13 protein-coding genes are annotated in these 18,559 nt (G+C 67.1%); 5 read left to right on the forward strand and 8 right to left on the reverse strand.

The annotated features are described in order from the left end of the window. Window positions 1-28: 28 nt before the first annotated feature. Window positions 29-1,627: an aldehyde dehydrogenase family protein gene (locus tag DB30_RS19065; protein ID WP_052550986.1), complete on the reverse strand. Its 1,599-nt coding sequence runs from the start codon at window positions 1,625-1,627 to the stop codon at window positions 29-31. Between the two features lie 380 nt (window positions 1,628-2,007). Here DB30_RS19065 and DB30_RS19070 point away from each other — a divergent pair, with 380 nt between their 5' ends. Then, the gene (locus tag DB30_RS19070; RefSeq protein WP_146659604.1) at window positions 2,008-2,967 is read left to right on the forward strand and encodes a lipase family protein; all 960 of its coding nucleotides are present in this window, start codon (window positions 2,008-2,010) and stop codon (window positions 2,965-2,967) included. Between the two features lie 12 nt (window positions 2,968-2,979). Here the strand turns inward: DB30_RS19070 and DB30_RS19075 are convergent, their stop codons facing one another. From DB30_RS19075 to DB30_RS19085, 3 genes are all read right to left on the reverse strand, one after another. After that, window positions 2,980-4,770, reverse strand: coding sequence for a tetratricopeptide repeat protein (locus tag DB30_RS19075; protein ID WP_052550989.1), 1,791 nt, complete (start codon window positions 4,768-4,770; stop codon window positions 2,980-2,982). 181 nt (window positions 4,771-4,951) lie between these two features. After that, entirely contained in the window at window positions 4,952-6,274 is a 1,323-nt protein-coding gene (locus DB30_RS19080; protein ID WP_146659606.1) for an NHL repeat-containing protein, read from the reverse strand. Between the two features lie 15 nt (window positions 6,275-6,289). Beyond that, window positions 6,290-9,127: a serine/threonine-protein kinase gene (locus tag DB30_RS19085; protein ID WP_165703845.1), complete on the reverse strand. Its 2,838-nt coding sequence runs from the start codon at window positions 9,125-9,127 to the stop codon at window positions 6,290-6,292. Window positions 9,128-9,266: 139 nt separating this feature from the next. Here DB30_RS19085 and ansA point away from each other — a divergent pair, with 139 nt between their 5' ends. Together ansA and DB30_RS19095 are read left to right on the forward strand one after the other, a co-directional pair. Then, entirely contained in the window at window positions 9,267-10,373 is a 1,107-nt protein-coding gene (ansA, locus tag DB30_RS19090; RefSeq protein WP_052550995.1) for an asparaginase, read from the forward strand. Window positions 10,374-10,887: 514 nt separating this feature from the next. Then, window positions 10,888-11,175: a hypothetical protein gene (locus tag DB30_RS19095; RefSeq protein WP_146659610.1), complete on the forward strand. Its 288-nt coding sequence runs from the start codon at window positions 10,888-10,890 to the stop codon at window positions 11,173-11,175. 436 nt (window positions 11,176-11,611) lie between these two features. Here DB30_RS19095 and DB30_RS19100 read toward each other — a convergent pair whose 3' ends face one another. From DB30_RS19100 to DB30_RS19110, 3 genes are all read right to left on the reverse strand, one after another. After that, window positions 11,612-13,297 (reverse strand): FG-GAP repeat domain-containing protein, encoded by a 1,686-nt coding sequence (locus tag DB30_RS19100; RefSeq protein WP_165703843.1) that lies wholly within the window; start codon window positions 13,295-13,297, stop codon window positions 11,612-11,614. Window positions 13,298-13,339: 42 nt separating this feature from the next. Next, entirely contained in the window at window positions 13,340-14,878 is a 1,539-nt protein-coding gene (locus DB30_RS19105; RefSeq protein ID WP_052551002.1) for an aryl-sulfate sulfotransferase, read from the reverse strand. 74 nt (window positions 14,879-14,952) lie between these two features. Next, complete coding sequence (locus DB30_RS19110) at window positions 14,953-15,837, reverse strand: ion transporter (protein ID WP_052551004.1); 885 nt, start codon at window positions 15,835-15,837, stop codon at window positions 14,953-14,955. A gap of 117 nt (window positions 15,838-15,954) precedes the next feature. Here DB30_RS19110 and DB30_RS19115 point away from each other — a divergent pair, with 117 nt between their 5' ends. Both DB30_RS19115 and DB30_RS19120 read left to right on the forward strand, forming a co-directional pair. Further along, window positions 15,955-16,464, forward strand: a complete 510-nt coding sequence (locus DB30_RS19115; RefSeq protein ID WP_052551006.1) for a hypothetical protein — start codon at window positions 15,955-15,957, stop codon at window positions 16,462-16,464. 86 nt (window positions 16,465-16,550) lie between these two features. Next, a complete protein-coding gene (locus DB30_RS19120) occupies window positions 16,551-18,008 on the forward strand; it encodes an NHL repeat-containing protein (RefSeq protein WP_146659618.1) in 1,458 nt (485 codons plus the stop codon). Here the strand turns inward: DB30_RS19120 and DB30_RS19125 are convergent. Further along, window positions 17,934-18,530, reverse strand: a complete 597-nt coding sequence (locus tag DB30_RS19125) for a hypothetical protein (protein ID WP_052551010.1) — start codon at window positions 18,528-18,530, stop codon at window positions 17,934-17,936. The genes DB30_RS19120 and DB30_RS19125 overlap by 75 nt on opposite strands. Window positions 18,531-18,559 lie beyond the last annotated feature (29 nt).

The raw sequence follows: 18,559 nt of genomic DNA on the forward strand, positions 1-18,559 counted from the left end.
AATCAAGCGCTGCGCGCTCGACTCGGGCCTAGGACAACGCCCGCTTGCGCAGCGCCTTGCCCAGGCCCACCAGCGCGTCGAACTTCTTGGCCAAGCCCTTGCTGTACAGCAGCCGCACACCTTCGCGGGTCACGTCGTAGTCGTGATGCCGGCCCGGAAACAGCTGGATCGCGCGGTGGATCGGCAGCCGATCCTCGACGACGGCCTTTGTGTTGGTGCACGCCCGCAGCCCCTCGCGGCCGTTGAGCCGACCAAACCCGCTGCCCTTGACCCCACCAAAGGGTAGATCCTGGACCATGTACATCAGCGCCCAGTCATTGATGCAGGTGGATCCCGCGACGATCTGATCCGCGATCCGCCGCCCGCGGACCGGGTCTTTTGAGAACACCGACGAGCTCAGCCCATAGGCCGTCTCGTTGGCGACGGCAACCGCCTGCGCCTCGTCCTCGACCCGAATGATCGACATCACCGGGCCAAAGGTCTCTTCGTGCATGATCCGCATGTCGTCGGTCACGTCGGCGAGGATCGTGGGCTCGAAGTAGTGCTTGCTGGGCTTGCCCTTGGTCCGGCGACCACCCGCCTTGAGCGAGGCACCCTTGGCGACCGCGTCCTTCACCAATTCTTCGACGATCTCGAGCTGCGCGGGCATCGTCATTGCGCCAATGTCGACCAGCTTGCCCGACAGCGGCGCGTCTTGGCGCATGCGCAGGGTAATGTCCTGAACCTTGGCGATGAATTGATCATAGACGGCGTCAAACACCAGCACGCGCTCGGCGGCGAGGCACATCTGGCCCGAAGCGATGAACGCGGCCGACACCGCGGCGTGGGCGGCCTGATCGAGATCCGCGTCGTCGCACACGATCATGGGATCTTTGCCGCCGAGCTCGAGGATCACGGGGGTCAGCGTCTTGGCGCTGTCCTCGAGCACGCGCTTGCCGTTGCGCATCGACCCGGTGAACACGATCTTGTCGACGCCACCCGAGACCAGGGCGGCACCGGTGTCGCCGTAGCCCGTGATGATCTGGATGAGGTCCGCCGAGTAGCCGCAGTCCGCCAGGCACCGATGCAGGAGCTGCTCGAACGGCTCGGCCGACCACGATGTCCACTCGCTGACCTTGATGATCACCGCGTTGCCAGCGAACAGCGCGGGTATCGTGGGGCCCAGAATGTTTTGGAGCGGAAAATTCCAGGGGGTGATCACGCCGATCACACCCAGCGGGTGGTACTCGACGCGGGCGCGCTTGTGCTGCAACAGACCCGACGACACGGTCTCGCTGCGCAGGTGGGTCTCGCCGTGGGCGATCGTCCATCGGAGCTTCTCGGCGAGCGGCCAGATCTCGCCGAGCATCGCGTTGTGCAGGGTCTTGCCAGCGTCCCGACAGATCTCTTCGCACAGCGAGTCCGCGTGCTCGAGCAGCATCTCGAGCAGGTGCGCGAGCACCCTGCGCCGCTCGGCGAAGGGCGTGAGCCGCCACGAGACCTGCGCCTTGCGGGCGCGCGCGATCCGTTCGTGGACCTCGTCGTGGGTCAGCGCCGGGACGTCCCCTAGGCGCTCACCGGTCGCCGGATCCGTACAGGGAATGGTCGCGCGGACCTCTTGCTCGAGTTGGGTTGCGGGCTGCGACATGCCAAGGCGAAACCTAGCGAATACCCCGGCGAGCGTGGGTGGCTTGGGTCACCACGGGCCGGCACATGGGCGCGCTCGATCTCACGCTGCAACCCCACGCTCGATCCTGCCTCACCCAAGCGGCGCGAGCTCGAGCGGGCGGGGTTTGAGATCGCAGACCCGGTCGCGAGTACGAGCTGCGAGCAGCGAACGATCCGTGAACAAGGGGTGAGCCGCCTGGTCCGAAAGTCGGCTGGCGTTGGCGTGTGAGTGTTCGGGGTTGACGCAGTCTCGCGCCTGTGGCCCGATGTGTCATGGAAACGGAACGGTGTTTGTCATGGTCAGTACGGTGTTTATTCGCTATTTCGTTGGTGTCTGGCGCGGGCTGCTCGGACGACCCGATGCCGAGCACCGACGAGAGCACCAGCGACAGCAGTGAGACGAACGGCACGACCGGGGATGGGGATGGGGACGGGGATGGCGACGGCGACCCAGCCGACACGAGCGGGGACGGGGACGGGGACGGGGACGGGGATGGCGACGGCGATGGCGATGGCGATGGAGACGGAGACGGCGATCCCTTGGGTGACGACTACGATCAGCCGGGCCCCAACACCGTCAATGTGACATCGGGCTCGATGCAGGTGCTGCCCGACTGCGATCTCGACTACGAGGTCTACACCCCGCAGACGCTCGCCAGCGAAGTGCCGGTGTTTCTCGCGCACGGGTTCATGCGCAGCGTCGACGACATGGCCGAGGCCGCCGAGCACATCGCCAGCTGGGGCGTGAAGGTCTACGCGGTCCCGCTGTGCACCAACAGCTTCTCGATCGACCACGAGCTCAACGGCCAGGCGATCGCGGCCCTTGGCGACGCGCTCGAGCCCAACGCCGCCGTGTATGCCGGGTTCTCTGCGGGCGGGCTCGCGGCCTTTGTCGCCGCGGCCGAGGCCTCGAACACGGTCGCGTACGTGGGTCTGGACGCGGTCGACAACAACGGCATTGGGCTTGCCGCGGCCGGTCAGCTCGACGTGCCCGTGCGCGGCTCGATCGCCGAGCCGGGCCAGTGCAACACCAACAACAATTTCTTGCCGGTCTACGATGAGATCGTCGGCGCGCCCGTGATCAAGATCGTGGGCGCCCAACACTTCGACTTCGAGACTGCAGCTTGCGGCGGTGGTGACTTTGCTTGCAGCTTCTGTGCGCCGGCCGGACCGCAGACCCACTCGCTGGCGCTGGGCATGACCACCGCCGGGATCCTGGTCGAGACCGGGGCCGACCCGGGCGGCAACAGCTGGTGGCAGCCAACCGGCGCCTACTTCGACATGTTCGTCGAGCAGGGCCGGATCTTGCTGATCCCCTGAGGGCTGTCAGCCTCAGTCGGGCAGGCCGTCGTCAGACGCGGGCGCGGCGGGTGCTGGATCCGCTGGGGCGGGCGCCGCGGGTGGAGCCGGGGGAGCTGCCGCGGGCGTGGGGCCGACGTTGATCTTGATGTGCGCGTGGTCTTCGACGACCACGGCGACGCGCGTGCCGTTGTACTCGAGCCAGACCAGGCCGATGTGCGGGACGGGGATCTGCGCGGGGCTGTTGGTCGAGGCGATCGCGGTGCCCTTGAGCCAGTGCGGCCCGTTGTACTCGACGCTGCTCTGCGCGCCCTCGGAGATGATCTCGATCATGCCGCCGCTGTCCGCGTACCACTCCACGTTGTAGGGGTAGAACTCGCGGATCTTGGCCTCGAGCGCGGTGATCCGGGGGGCGAAGCCGGGGCCGCGGAACGCATGCAGCACGCCCTGCTCACGAACGCCGGCCTTGGCGCGGGCGATGTACGCGAGCGCGCCGGGGTACTGGTTGATGCGGCCCTTGGGGTAGCTGATGCCGCCCTCGTTGCGGGCGCTCCGCATGTCGTCCTTGAGCTTGACGTCTTCGTTGCGCGACTCGGCGAGCACGTAGGCCCGCGCCAACACGACCTCCGGCAGGTTGGGGCTCAGGCGCTCGGCCTTCTCCAGCGCGTCGTAGGCCTTGGAGATCTTCTGCGCGTCCATCTGCTCGAACACCTCGAGCGCGTAGAGGATCGCTTCGACCTCGGTCCGATCCTTGCCCTTGCTCGCCTTCTCGAGCTCGGTGAACGCGAGCGGCAGGCGGTTGGCCGCGATCGCCAGGACCTGCTGCAGCTTCAGGCGGTTGTTGCCGGGATCGATCTTGAGCCCGTTGGCGACGTCTTTGACCGCGCCGACGGGGTCGCCGGCTTGCAGGTACTGCGCGGCCCGGGCCGAGTACATGACGACCAGCGCAGCATCCATGACCTGGCGCTGGGTTGGCTCGAGGTACTGGCCCGAGTTCTCGAGCAGGCTGGTCATGCGCTGAATCGCGAAGTCGGAGTCACCGTTGCGAAACTGGGCCTGCGAGATGCGAAAGCGCAGGTCAAACTCTGGCTCGTCGCGCAGGGTCTCCGTGCGGACGCGGAACAGGGCCTCGACCATGTCGTTGTTGCGGGCGGCGGCGGCGGCCCCGAGCAGCTGGACACGGACCTCTTGAAACCGCCGCTCGGCCTCGAGCTGGCCGCGGCCGATCAGCGGGGCGGCGGCCTCGAGCGCGGCCTGGGCTTGGGCCAGGTCACGCTGCGCGGGGACCAGCCAAGTCTGGGCAACCCCAAGCGCGTCCATTGGATCGTTGCCCTGCGAGAACGCCTCTGCGAACAGGGCACGAGCGCCCAACACGTCGCCGGTTGCCAGGGCGTTGACCGCGTTCTCGTGGATCATCATGGAGGTCAGGCGACCACAGCCGCGGCAGCCTTCGAAGGCCAGCAGCTCGTTGGCCTCCGTCATGAACCCGCGCTTAATGAGCAGGCGGGCGAGGCCGATCCGCGCGGACTCGTTGCGCACGTCGAGCTCGAGCGCCTCGCGGTAGAACTCCTCGGCTTCCTTTGGTTGATCGCCGCCGATCTTGTCGCCGCGATTGGCGAGCATGACCGCGAGCAGCATTCCGGCTTCGACCCGCGTCGACTCGCTCTTGAGTGACTTGCGAAGCTGGACCTCGGCTTCGGCTTCGTCGCCGATCGAGAGGGCGTCATGGGCACGAGTGAGGCTGCCGCCGCAGCCTGCGACTCCCGTCAGGGAGGCGGCGAGGGCGAGACAGACAAGAACACGCTGAGGCTTGGGGCGAAGCATCGGATCGTGGCGAGATATATCGTCGTTGGCACGCGAATCCAAACTTTGGTGCGCACATGGGCGCCTGAGTTCGCGTAAACCTGCGCGCTGGGCTCCTGTGACGAATTCGGTGTTGACGCACATCCGCCGTTCCTGGGTCGATCCCCGGCTGCGCACGCGCACGCGCACGCGGCCGGCTCAGTCAGCCTTGTGGTTTGAGCACGCTAGCCAGGCCAAACCCGGTCATGTCGCTATAGGTGTAGGGCCCGGTCAGCCCCGTGTAGACGACATGGTCATGGGTCCCAGGGTCAATCCGGAACGCGCTGTCGGTCATGTCGACTAGCCACACGTAGCCAGCGAAATCAACGGACACGCCCTTGCCCAGGCTCGCGGGCACGGCGATGAAATCGATCAGCTCCATCGTCTCCGTGTCGAGCGCCGCCACGCCCTCGGAGGTCCAGGGGTAGTGGGCGATCCACATCACGCCAAGTCCGTCGCTCATCATGCCGACGCCGGTCACGTCGGGGTTGATCTGCCAGCTCTCGCTGGCGGGATCGAAGCGCGCGGTGCCGCCTTGGTAGCCGGCGATCCACGGGCGGCCCTTGGGGTCGATGGCGAACCCGTAGGGCTTCACCGACCCGGGCACTGGCCAGACTGTGTAGTCGAGCGTGTCCGCGCCAACGCGCACGAGCGGAGCCGGCGAGCTGTCGCGATGCATGAACCAAAAATCTCGGTTCCCGTCGACCGCGCCACCGTAGGGCCCGTAGCCCGCTGCAACGATCCCGTTGATCACCGTCGCGGCCTCGATCGTGCCGTTGTCGCCGTTTAGCTTGGCGACCGTGACCACACCGTTGGTGGCGGTCGCGGTCCAGACCTTGGCGTTGTGGCTCTCGCAGGTGCTGAAGTCGAAGTCGCCTTGATCCCAGGCGACCGGTCGCTGGGAGCTGACCTTCATTGGCGTGTACCAAGCCACGCACTCCTCGGTGCCCCAGTCCAAGATGTCGTTCGGGCCCGACGAGGTCTGGATCCCGACTTGGCCGTTGTGCTCCTGGCAGTCGTCGGTGCGGGCGTGGACCTTGGTGATGCCGCCGAGGCGACTGGCGACGGCGACGTCACCCGAGAGGTTGACGGATGTCCTGGACGGGCTGCCAGCCGAGTCTGGGCGCACGCGGTAGCGACCCTCTTCGATCAACGTGTCGGTGTTGATCTTCGAGATTGTGCCCTGTCCGCTGTTGGCCACCCAGATGTAGCGAAACGCGGCTTCGTCCGCGCCCGCATGGCAATTGGTGTTGGCGTCGGGGATCGGGCCAAGGTCGAACTTGATAGTTGGCGTGCCGTCGCTGTCACCGCCCGTCTCGGTGTTGCTCTTGCCGGTCTCGCCTCCGCTGTCGGATCTGGTCTCTGTGGGGTCCAAGTGGGGCCCGGTGCCGACGATGCCCTCGCCATGGGTCCCAGGGTGGCCGTCACCCGCGCCCGAGCAAGCCGAGGCGACCCACACCAGTCCAATGGCTGTGTGCCGAGGCATCGCCCCATTCTTCTATCACCGGCGCGGCTGCGCGGCCTCGAGCTGAGCCCGCAGGTTCGTCGCGGCGGTTCGCAGCTGCTCGTCGGCGCCGGCTTCGAACAATTCCTCTGCCCGCGCGAGCGCGGCGAGTGCCTGCTGGGTGCGGCCGCGCTCGCGCTCGATCTCTGCTTGCATGATCGTTGCCGCGAGCAGGTAATGGCGGCCATCAGCGCCGGTCGTCGCGGCGAATTGCTGCAGGGTGTCGAGCTGCGCGAGCGCGTTGGCTTCATGGCCACGCAGGTGCGCGAGCTCGGCCAAGCCCAGCCGCAGCTCGAGCACCTGCGGATGCTCGGGGCCCGCGATCTCGCTGAGTCGCGCGATGCCATCGACGAAGCGAGACTCGGCCTCGTCGTAGCGGCCAAGCTGTAGCTGGGCGTTGGCGACCGCCCCGCCCGCGCTGATCGTGATGGGGTGATCCGGCCCGAACACCTCGAGCTTGATCGCGTACGCCCGCTCGAACATGACGAGCGCCTCCGCATGATCTCCACGCACCCGCGAGACCTCGGCGAGGTTGCCGTAGGCGCCGCCGAGCTGAGAGTTGACGCCGTTGGTCTCCCAGATCTCGATTGCTCGGTCGACGTGTCGCTCGGCCTCGTCGGCCTGACCACGGGCGAGCAGGGTCGCTGCCAGGTTATTGTGGCACTGCGCGACCTCGGGGTGGGCGGCCCCAACGAGGGCGGTGTAGACGTTGATCGAGGCGCGAAACGCCTGCTCGGCCTGCTCATAGTGACCGAGGTAGTGCATGCTCGCGGCGATGTTGAAGCGCAGATCCGCGGCGCGCACGTGCTCGGGTCCAAGCTTGGCCTCTGCGAACTCCAGCGCCTGCTCGAACGCGCGCAGGCCAGCTTCATACTCGCCCTGCATGGTCAGGATCGCAGCGCGATCGGACTTGACCTGGAGCACGAGGATGACCGGATCGCCGAGGGCGGCGAGCTCGGCCTGGGCTTGGTCGAGCAGCCACAGGCCAACCTCGAAATTGGCCCGGCCCGTGCCTTCGACCCACGCGATCAAGGTCAGCGCCCGGACCAGCTCGAAGCGGTGGCCCGAGCGGGTGGCCGTGACGGCAGCGCGGCGGGCGACCTCGAGCGCTTCGCTCGGGCCAACGATGGCCTCGAGCAGCGAAGCTTGGGCATACAGCGCTTCGGCCAGGACCGGGTCGTAGCCGGCGTCCTCGGCCTGGGTGACCAGCGCGGCGGCGAGCCGCTTGGCCTCGGCTGGGTCGCCGGTGCGGCGCATGACCGTGAGCTCGGCCAAGCTCGCCCGCAACCGCTCGACCTGCTCGCGCGCCTGCTTGGGCGGCGCCGCGAGCCCGGCCTCGAGCAGCGTCGAGTCGTCGCAGTCGCTGATCGGCGCGATGGTTGCGAGCAGCTTGTCCGCGCCCTCGCTCGCTTCTGGATCGCCCGACACCAGCGCCGCGCCGACGGCTTCGATCTCGTTGCGACGTTGGGCCAGGCAGATCATGCGACGATCGAGCAGCTCCTCGGACTGCTCGCCGTACACGCGCGTGGCCTCGCACGCGCGGGTGTGGGCGTTGACCCACGCGTCACGGGTTGCGTCGAGCGACGCCGCGATCCGGGCGAAGCTGTCTCGCACGTAGGGCTGTTCGGCGCGGGCGAACGCTTGCTCGGCCTGACCCCGAAGCTCGTCGTCCCAGACCCCGCGCATCTGCAGGTCGGCGCGGGAACACAGCGCAGGACCGCTCGCGGACGCAGGCGCGTTGCTGTCGCTGAGGGAGATCACGCCGGCCGCGATCATTGCGGCCCCGCCAAGCGTCGCCACGGTCAACAGGGCCAGCATGCCCAGCATGATCAGGGAGCCGCGAGACCAGCGGCCCGACCTTCGCAGCGAGGCCCGCAGCTCCTCGAGCAGCTTCGCCATGCTTGGGAACCGTTGCGCGGGGTCGATCGAGAGCCCCCGCTCGAGCGCCGCGCGGACCCTTGCCGAGACCTTCGAGTCGCGCGGAAACGGCTCGCGCTGGCCACTCGTGACGCTGAGCGCGATGGTCCCCAGCGTGGTCCCAGCGAAGGGCCGCGCGCCGACGAGCGCCTCCCACAGCGCCACGCAAAACGCGAACTGATCGCTGCGGTGATCGACGGTGACACGCAGATGCTGCTCGGGCGCCATGTAGGCCGGCGTGCCCATGGTCGCCCCGGTTCGGGTCATGCCAGGCATGCCCAGCCTAGAGCGCGCGCTGGCCGAGCTGACTGACAGGGTATCGAGCGTCGATCGGAGATCCTCGATCTCGACGGTGGTCGGCGCACCCTCGTCACACCGCGCGAGCCCGAAGTCCCCCACGCACGCGCGCCGATCGTCGCGGACCAACACGTTGTCGGGCTTGAAGTCGCGGTGAACGATGCCCTGGCGGTGCGCGGCGTCGAGGCCCTCGCCGGCCGAGATGAACATGCGGACGATCTCTTGCCAGCTGCGGGGCTGGGCCCGCAGCCACTCGCGCAGCGAGCCGCCCTCTACGAACTCCATCGCGATGAACACGTCGTCGTCGACGGTGCCAACGTCGTGCACGGTGATCACGCTTGGATGCGAGAGCCGAGCCATGGCTTGGGCTTCGCGCAGCAGCCGAACGCTGCTGACCTGCTGCGTGCCCCGCACCTGCATGAGCTTGAGCGCGACCTTGCGATCGAGCTCGGGGTCGTAGGCCGCGACGACCTGGCCCACGGCGCCGCGTCCGATCTCCTCTAGGACCACGTAGCGGCCGATCAGGTCCCCGCGATCCGGCGCGAGGTCGCTGTCATTCGGATAGCCCGCCGCGCCCGCGCCGAGCGACGCCAAGGTCTCGTCGACTGCGTCCGCTGCCAACAGTGAACCAGTTCCGGAATGCCGCCTGGACGCGGGCGGAGCTGAGTCATCAGGCGAACTGGCCACGGCGCGAGCATACTCGGGTCGATCGGATCGCGCAGCTGGTTGCGGCTTGGACGCTCGGATAAGGTCGGAGCGAATGTCGGCCCGCGCGAAGATCTTCATCGTCTATACCGGCGGAACGATCGGGATGCGCAAGACCCCGACTGGCTACCGGCCCGAGCCCGGCTACCTGCAAGATCTGCTGGATCGGATCCCGCACTTTTCCGATGCCGAGCTGCCGCTGTTCGACATCGAAGAGTTTGATCCGCTGCTCGACAGCTCGGACATGAACCCCAGCCACTGGCTGCGGATCGCGGACATGATCCGGCGCAACTACGCCGCCTACGACGGCTTCTTGGTCATTCACGGGACCGACACCATGTCGTTCACCGCTGCGGCCCTGAGCTTCATGCTCGAGGACCTCGCCAAGCCGGTGTTGTTGACCGGCTCGCAGGTCCCGCTCGAGGAGCTTCGCAACGACGCCCAGCACAACCTGCTGACCTCGCTGCTGATCCTGGGCCGGCACCACGCGCGGCTGTCCGAGGTCATGGTGTTCTTCGCCAACCAGCTGTTTCGCGGCAACCGAACTAGCAAAGTCTCGGTTGATTCGTTTGACGCGTTCGCCTCGCCAAACTACCCGCCGCTCGGGCGGGTCGGCATCGACATCAAGATCAACTGGGACTTGATCTTGCCTGCGCGGGCCCGCACACCGGCGCTCGACATGCTCGAGATCGTCGAGCTCGGCAGCGCCACGGTCGGCGCGTTCCGGCTGTTCCCGGGCCTCAAGCCGTCCATGCTCGAGGCCGTGCTCGCGCCGCCCGTTCAGGGGGTGGTGATCGAGTGCTTTGGGGCCGGCAACGCGCCGACCTCGGACGCCGCGTTCATGAGGGTGCTCGAGGCCGCGACCGCGCGCGGCGTGGTCGTTGTCGCCGTGACGCAGCCAACCCGGGGGTCGGCGAACCTCTCGATCTACCGGACGGGCCGGATGCTGCTCGAGGTCGGAGTGGTCAGCGGGTTCGACATGACCACCGAGGCGGCGCTGGCCAAGCTGTTTTACTTGTTCGAGAAGGGCTTCTCACCCACCCGGGTCAAGCGGCTGATGCAACAATCGTTGGTCGGCGAGCTGACGGTGCCCACCGAGATGATCGACGCAGGCGAGCAGGACTCGATGCCCTGGACCGCCGCCGATCGCGAGGCTACCTAGTGCCGCACACCCGAACAAACATGGATCTCCCCGCAATCGAGGTCGCTTTGGGTGAGCGACAGAGGCCGTGAACGTCAGTCCGCCGATGACTAGTGGCGTGGAGGAGCCGTGGTCTCGCGCGAGTTGGGAGCCGAGTCGTGCTTTTGGGGTCTGCGGGGGTCGATGTGCTGATGGGGCAGCGCGCACGACCCGTGAGGGTCCCTCCGGGCACGGAGGGCTCAAGACGCTAATTTGCGTTGTCATGGATCGCTGTCGGCGAGGTTGGGCTGTGGCTTCGGTGACGCACTCGCAACGCCCTCTTATTGTGCCCGGAGGGACCCTCACGGGTCTTCTGTGCGCTTCTCGTCGTTCGAGACGGCGGCTACGCGCTCGGGATCGAGGGGGCGTCTTGGGGTCCAACACAATGCGGGTTGCGGTGGTTGCACTCGATGCTTGCGAGTGGTCGATCGAACGCTTTCGAGTGGTCGAGCAGGTGCAGCGACAGCGCGCGTCCGAGCGCCGATGGGATTTCCGAGTGCTGCGGCCCGTGCTGCGGCCCGTGCTCTCCGAGAACGACGTCGACCCGGGCGCTGTCGCACGCGAGCATCCGAGCATCCGAGCATCCGAGCATCCGAGCATCCGAGCATCCGAGCATCCGAGCGGCGTGCAGCGGCCCGGCGTGGCGGTCGCCCAAGAAGCCACCGATGACAACTCGCTCGCAACCGGAGCCGGGCGTGCGCAGGCGATGCCCGAGGTATGCCCGCGAAACCAGTGGATGCCAGCAGGCGTGGAAGGTCGCCCGCTCGAGTGGAGCAGTGGTTGACCAAGAACTGCCCGATCCCGAGCGCGTAGCCGCCGTCTCGAACGACGAAAAGCGCACAGAAGACCCGTGAGGGTCGCTCCGGGCACAATAAGAGGGCGTTGCGAGTGCATCACCGAAGCCACAGCCCGACCTCGCCGACAGCGATCCATGACAACGCAAATTAGCGTCTTGAGCCCTCCGTGCCCGGAGGGACCCTCACGGGTCGTGCGCGCTGCCCGATCAGCACATCGAACCCCGCACCCGCTCCCCGAGGCGATGTCCACGCAGAGGTCATAGGCGGACACGTAGTTGGAGAGGTACCCATTGACTGCAGGTGGTCAGACGAGAACCCCCTTCTAGGGGGCCAATCATACCCCTGCGAACAAACGACCCCTTGGGAGCGAGCGAAGCGAGTGACCCGAAGTGCGAAGGCGGCTGTGGGGGTCATAAAAAGCCCTCAGCCTACCGGATCACAGACCGCGCCGCCCTCGATCTGGGCGTTGGTGCGGAAGGTGTTGAGCAGCTCCCAGTGATGGCCCTCGACCTGCGGGATGGTCCCGTCTTCGCGCACGTTGGTGACGTGATAGGTGTGCTGATTCCAGATCCGCCGGGCTTGGATCCAGCGGTTCTCGGCCTCGCCAAACACCTGCACCGTGGGCTGGTTGTTGGCGTGGTTGCTGACCACGATGATCTCCGCTGAGCCGTCATTGTCGACGTCCGAGACGACCGGGTACTCGACGATCGTGATGCTCCCGCGCGGGGCCTGGAGCAGCTGCGCGCCAGTCTGACCGTCAAATACCCACAGCTTGGACTCGTCGCCGTAGATCGCCTCGGCCACGCTGTCACCCAAGAAGTCGAAGGCCGTCCCCGAAGCGAGGCCGCTGAGATCCGCGACGTTGTTGCTCCACAGCTGGGTCAGGTCGCCCTCGAACGCGGTGTAGTGGTTGCTCGAGCTCAGCGCGAACTCGGACAGGTCGTCGCCGTCGAGGTCATGAATGGTTGCCGGCCGGCGGTAGTCCGAGTCACCGGTCGGGTTCTGGTTGATGATCTTCTGGCTGCCGTCGTGCTCGAGGATCGAGAACCCGCCGCTGTGGACCACGATGATCTCGGGCAGGCCGTCGTCGTCGATGTCGCCAACCGCGGGCTGCCCGGCCCCGAGCGCGTTGTCGAAGTAGTACTCGCTGCCGTCGTCGTGCCAGGCGCTGCGGCCCAGGATGACCTCGAGGTCGTTGTCGCCGTCGAGGTCGGCCGCGGTCGTGGTCGTCCAGCGAAATTGCACGCCCGCGGTGTCGGCCGCGGCGAACACCAGCTGGCCCAAGTGATCGACCACCATGTGGTTGATCATGATCTCGACGTCGCCGTCGTTGTCGAGGTCGGCGAGCGCGATCGCGTGCTCGCCACCAAGGCCCAGCTGGTTGTTCTGCCACTTCGGGGTGCCGTCGTGCTCGAACGCGGACAGGCTGTCGCCTGCGCATGAACCGGCGCCGCTCTGGACGATGATCTCGGGCAGGCCGTCGTCGTCGATGTCGCCGATCGCCGGGGTGCTCGCGCGCGCGAACGGGCCGGGGAGCATGTAGTGGACCGCCCCGCTGGCGCCGTCGAGCACGTAGATGCGGGCCGACGCGCAGCTGCCCGTGTTGACGACCACGACGATGTCGGGGGTGTCGCACAGATCGATCTCGCCGTCGTCGTTGTCGTCGGTCAGGTTGGCGACGAGCGGGGTGACGATCGAGTGCACGTAGCCAGCGTCGCCGGACCACGACCATTCCGATTGAGGCACGAACGCGTCGGGTGGCGACTGCATCTCGCAGGGGGTCGTGCCGTCGCCGACCTCGTTGACCTTGCAGATGTCGATGGGCCGGCCGTCTTCGGAGTCTGGCAGCGCGAGGTCGAACTTGGTGCCGCCGTCGCCGTCGCCTGGCTCACCGTCGCCGTCGCCCGGCTCACCGTCACCGTCGCCGTCGCCCGAGTCACCGTCGCCGTCGCCGGGGGTCTCTTCCCCGACGCTCTCGCCGCTCTCGGTGCTGAGCGAGTCACCGTTGTCGCTCGTCGTGGTCTGGCTCGCGCTCGACGAGGCTCCGTCGTCGGCGCACGCGAGCGCGGCGGTCAGACTCAACCCAAGTAGACGAGCTTGGCGATGCATGGACCGAACATACACGAGGGCGCGGACACATTGGCCCCGCGCCTACTCGGCCACGCCCACGAAGCGCGAGACCGGGACCGCGCGGTAGCTGAACTGCCCCGGCGGCATGAACAAGGTCCACACGGCCTGGGGCGACGCTGCCGGGTCGAGCTCGCGCAGCCGCGACGCCGTGTCGGGGTGCTCGGCGGAGGTCCAGGTCGAGTCGAGCCGCAGCACATGCCCGCTTGGGGTCACGTCCGCGTCGCCGGCGATCGGCGAGCTGAACAGCGAGTCGTCGTCGGTCCAGACCTGCTTCGCGGTCATGCTGTTGAAGTTCAGGGCGAATCGGACCGCGCGGGAGTGGGCGTCGTCGTCGGGCTGCGCGGGGTTGCCAACGGCGTTGTCGTAGAGCATCAGGCTGCCGTCGGCTTGCCACTGCGGTGAGTGCTGGTGAAAGAACCAGCGATCACCATCGAGCGAGAAGTCGCCCTCGTCACCGAGCCGCCACAGGACCTCACCGGTCCCATGGTCGATTGCGATGATCCAGTCTTGGTGCCGCATCGACAGCAGGATCGTGTCGTCGTTGGCGGTGTAGACCAGGCCGTTGGCGTGGGTCCAGTCGTGGCCGTCTTCGGGGCTGTTGGGGTCGGGGATCATCATGGGGATGAAGAACCCGTCGCGCCGCCGTTGCGGATCCAGGTGATCGAAGGTGTCCCAGCTCCAGACCAGCTCGCCCGCGGGGGTGAACTCCAAGATCGTGTCGCCCGCGACGTGGAGCGTGCCCTCGCCCTGGTAGTCCACGTCCTGAAACGAGTAGCCGAGCGCCATGAAGTTGCCGCTTGGGAGCTCGATGAGATCGTGGTGGAGACCCGCGGGCGCGCCGATCGACGCGGCCTCGACCTGCATCACCACGCCGCCGAACTCATCGACGACATACGCGGAATTGCGGCGGAGGTACGACACGGTCCCGTCGGGTCGCAGCTTCACGCCGGTGAAGATGTCCGCGATGTCGGTGTAGTCGTCGGCGTCGCCAAGGTACCAGCGCGTCGTGCCCTCGTCGTCGACCAAGAACACGCCGCTTGGGGACGCGGTGAACAGCTGCGTCATGTCGAACAGCCGCCAGCTCGGGTCGACCGCGGCCGCGCCGAGCGAGTCGATCTCGAACTTGGCGACGTAGCCGGGCAGCGCGGGATCGGTGGTGACCTCGCCCTGCCACTGCGCCGTGCGATCGCCGTTGGCCTCGCTGACGGTCAATGCCAAGCCGTGGACGGTGCCCGGTCGCAGGCCACGCACGCGAAAGTGCAAGCTGGTCGCCGGCTCGCCCTCGCCAGGACCGAGCAGGAACACCCGCACGTCGTCATCGGTGAGGTGGGTGAGCTCGCCAGTGCCCGGCGCGGTGAGCTCGCAGACCACGTCGATGATCATGGGCTGGCCTGGGTGGTGGATGATCGTGGGCTCGGCAAGCGCGAACGCGGCGGGCTCACCAGACTCGCTGCTCGATTCGGTGTCGGTCCCAGAGTTGGTTGTGCCGCTGGGGTCGTTGCCGGCCGCACGACAGGCGCTGAGCCCCACACACGCACACACGGCCACCCAACCCCGCATCTAGTGAATCCTACGCGATGGGGGACGGGGCGGTACGGATTTTTTCGGCTCGATCGCGGGAGCCGTACCCAGGCTCACTCCTTGTGCTTGGCCAGCCTCGCCAGCGAACCGATCCGCGCTTGGATCTCGGCGACCTGTTGTTGCAGCAGATCGAGCTCGAGCTCGAGTGAGGGCGCGCCCTCGTGGGCGGCCCGCGCGAGCTCCACGGCCTCGGACTGGGCCTCGTCCATGCCGCTCATGATCACGCCAATGAACAGGTTCAAGATGATCATCGTGCCGATCAGGACGAACGACACGAAGAACAGCGCGCCAACGAGGGGCTGGGCGACCGGTGAGCTGCACAGCACGACCGAGTCCGCGTCGTAGCCGTAGCGATCGCAGCCGTACATGTTGATGTACATGACGTCGGTCCAGTCCTCGAGCGTGACCACGCGGAACAGCGAGAGCATCGCCATCTCCAGGGACTGGAAGTGCAGCGGGTCGTTCTCACCAAACAAGAACACCGCGGCCACCGCGTACACGTAGAACAGCATGAACAGCAGCACGCTGACGTAGAGCATCGAAGGGATGCTCTTGAGCAGCGCGCCAACGAGGATCTGCAGCTTGGGCAGGGCCTTGACCAGCTTCAGCACCCGCAGCAGTCGCAGCAGCCGCAGGACCGTGACAGCGTTGCCCTCGAAGGGGAGGAAGCACGCGGCGACGATGACGAAGTCGAAGACGTTCCACGGGTCCAGGAAGTACCGCCACGGGCGCTTGCCCTCGGCGGCCATCTTGACCACGATCTCGGCCACGAAGATCCACAAGATCAGCTGGTCGCCAATGTGCAGCGCGTTGTGATAGCGCTCGACGAGGCCCGGGTAGGTCTCGAGCCCCACCAGCACACCGGCAAGCACGATCACCGCTGTGATCGAATTTTGAAACCAGGCTGCGTTGGCGATCTTCTTGAAAAATTCTTGCACGGACTCGGACTCCCAGTGAAGCGGCGGAGCGTACGCAGGGCCGGGTTGGGGATCAACGGATGTGCACAGTCGCGAAACGGGGCGATCGCGCGGTCGCCGGGGCGGTATCATGCCGAGATGGGCGTCACCGAAGAGCTGTATCGACTCGGTCAGGCCGCGCGCCGGCTCAACGACGGCTCGGATCAGCTCGATCGCACGCTGTCCGAGATCGACGGCGCGCTCGCACGCTTGATGCTCGGGTTCGAGTATCAGCTGCCGCGACCAATCGCGGAGCACGTGCATCATGACAACGCGGGCAAGCGCGTGATCGAGGTCAGCTACCTGGGCTATCTGCGCATGGACGCGGGGGGCGACCCTGGCGAGTCGATCTCGAGCGGGGTCGCCAAATTTCACCTGGGGGTCAAGACCTTGAAGATCCTCGAGGGTCGCAGCTCCTCCGGGGAGCAGCCCGGCCGCGTCGTCACCCTGCTCGAGGCACCGCGGGCGATCCGGCACGCGGCCGTCGATCACCTCGCGCGCTTGGTGGCCGGGCTCGCCGAGCAGGTCGACGAGATGGTCGGCAACATCGAGCGGCGCAACGCGATCGCGGTGTCGATCCTCGACACCCTTGGCAGTTCCCGGGAGTAGGGCCGCCTCCTCCCCCCCCGCAGGGTGGCTGTTTCGGCGGTTGCGCGGCCATGCCCGTCGCCGCCCGCTTCTGATACCCTCGGCGAATGTCGAGTCGTCGCGTTGTATCGGGTCTGAGTGCGTGCTTCACCGTGGGCGTCTTGGCCGCGAGCGGCTGCGGTGACGGCCGGGGTGACGGCACGAGCACCAACGCGACGGGCTTCACCGCCAGCGCGGACGGTACCGGCGACGGCATCACCAGCCAGAGCAGCATGGGCGACGGCGACGGCGACACCGGTGACGGCGACGCGGACACCAACACGACCAACACGACCAACACCGGAGACGGCGACGGCGACCCCGGCGACGGAGACGGCGACACCAGCGGCGGCCCCAAGTTCGACATCGCGGGGATCCCCGACGGCGAGCTCGACTGCCAGTGCGGCACCAGCCTCGACTTCTCCTACATCTGGATCGCCAACAGCACCCAGAGCACGGTCACCAAGCTCAACACCGAGACCATGGAGGAGGAGGGCCGGTTCTTGACGCGCGCCGACGGCAACGGCAGCCCCTCGCGGACCTCGGTCTCGCTCTCGGGCCGGGCGGTCGCGGTCGCCAACCGCAACGGCGGCGTGGTCAAGGTGTTCTCGCAGCACGAGGACTGCGACCCCAACAAGAACGGGATGCCGGGCCTGCAGACCTCGACGGATCTCAACTACCTGCCCTGGGGCGAGGACGACTGCGTCGATTGGTTCGTGCCCTTCGACTACACGACCCAGCGCCCGGTCGCGTGGGCGCCGGGCATCTTGGACATGAGCACCTGCACCTACTCCAACGAGCAGCTGTGGACGGCGGGCTGCAAGCCCGGTCAAGACGCGGTGGTCAAGGTCAGCCTGATCGACGGCGACACCGGCAACATCGAGTTCACCGTCAGCGTGCCCGGCTTCGAGTGCTCCTCGCTCTCGCCCTACGGCGGGGCCGTCAACGCCGAGGGCAACTTTTGGTTCACGAACTTGGTCCCGGGCAGCGATCGGCTTGGCTTCGTCAATCGCCTGACCCAAGAGACGCAGGTGTGGAACATGCCGATCACCCCCTACGGCATGACCGTCGACCACGACGGCAACCCGTGGATCGCCTCGTGGTCGAGCAGCCAACAAGCGAGCGCGGCCAAGTTCGACGTGCAGACAGAGACTTGGTCGTACGCGAACAACCATGTCGCGCACAGCTTGTCGGGCATCCAAGAAGACGCGAACGGCCGGATGTGGATGAACTACTGGACCTACGACGGCCAGAACATGGGCACGGGCGGGCTGGTGTACATCGACATGGAGACGATGCAGGTCAGCGAGCCCTTCGACCTTGGCTGCCAATCCAGCACGTGCCGCGGGATGAGCGTGGATCTCAATGGCATGATCTGGTCGACCTCGATGGCGAGCAATACTGCGTTCCGCTTCAACCCCGACACGCTGCAGATCGACACCTATAGTCAGCTAGTTGGGCCCTACACCTACTCGGACATGACCGGGTGGGGCATTCAGAGCGCCGCCTGCGGGCCCCAGGGGTGAGGCCGGGGGCAGGGCGGGGGCAGGGGCGGCGACCAGCTGCTCGACCCGGGCGGCGACCAGCTCGCTCAGGCCAAGCTTGGCCAAGCCGCCGGTGACTTGGCCAAGCTGCGACGACGCGCTGGCTTGCACGTGCGCGGCGGGGATCCTCGTCGGTCGGTCTTGCTTGGTTGGGTCCGTGGCGGATGCCCTGCGCTTGGTCTCGGTCTCCGAGATCGTGACCGGTCGCGGTGTCTGGCCACCGCCAGCGTAGTACGCCGAGCCGCGGCCACCACGTTCGGCGACGCCAGCCGCCGGATCCTGTTCCCCCGCGCCCCCGCTTGGCTGGGACTCGCCGCTGACGACGCCGAGGTAGCCCTGCTTGTCGCTGCGCTCGGCGTCGCGCGGGGCAAACTGCATGACGATCAGGAACCCAATGTACGCAGCAGATGCCGCGAGCACGCAGCCAAACAACAAGCGGTCGACGGGGGCGCGGCCCAGCTCGAGGGGCTCGGGTGCATGCTCGTCGTCGCTGGTGGTTCCCATCGCCCGTCCCCGACAGTCATGGCGCGGGC

The organism is Enhygromyxa salina, from assembly GCF_000737335.2.
Taxonomy (GTDB): domain Bacteria; phylum Myxococcota_A; class Polyangia; order Nannocystales; family Nannocystaceae; genus Plesiocystis; species Plesiocystis salina_C.

What these genes read in the sequence shown, in the direction of transcription:
- DB30_RS19065 (WP_052550986.1), bottom strand. Translation starts at nt 1,627, where the DNA reads ATGTCGCAGCCCGCAACCCAACTCGAGCAAGAGGTCCGCGCGACCATT.
- DB30_RS19070 (WP_146659604.1), top strand. Translation starts at nt 2,008, where the DNA reads ATGCCGAGCACCGACGAGAGCACCAGCGACAGCAGTGAGACGAACGGC.
- DB30_RS19075 (WP_052550989.1), bottom strand. Translation starts at nt 4,770, where the DNA reads ATGCTTCGCCCCAAGCCTCAGCGTGTTCTTGTCTGTCTCGCCCTCGCC.
- DB30_RS19080 (WP_146659606.1), bottom strand. Translation starts at nt 6,274, where the DNA reads ATGCCTCGGCACACAGCCATTGGACTGGTGTGGGTCGCCTCGGCTTGC.
- ansA (WP_052550995.1), top strand. Translation starts at nt 9,267, where the DNA reads ATGTCGGCCCGCGCGAAGATCTTCATCGTCTATACCGGCGGAACGATC.
- DB30_RS19100 (WP_165703843.1), bottom strand. Translation starts at nt 13,297, where the DNA reads ATGCATCGCCAAGCTCGTCTACTTGGGTTGAGTCTGACCGCCGCGCTC.
- DB30_RS19105 (WP_052551002.1), bottom strand. Translation starts at nt 14,878, where the DNA reads ATGCGGGGTTGGGTGGCCGTGTGTGCGTGTGTGGGGCTCAGCGCCTGT.
- DB30_RS19115 (WP_052551006.1), top strand. Translation starts at nt 15,955, where the DNA reads ATGGGCGTCACCGAAGAGCTGTATCGACTCGGTCAGGCCGCGCGCCGG.
- DB30_RS19120 (WP_146659618.1), top strand. Translation starts at nt 16,551, where the DNA reads ATGTCGAGTCGTCGCGTTGTATCGGGTCTGAGTGCGTGCTTCACCGTG.
- DB30_RS19125 (WP_052551010.1), bottom strand. Translation starts at nt 18,530, where the DNA reads ATGGGAACCACCAGCGACGACGAGCATGCACCCGAGCCCCTCGAGCTG.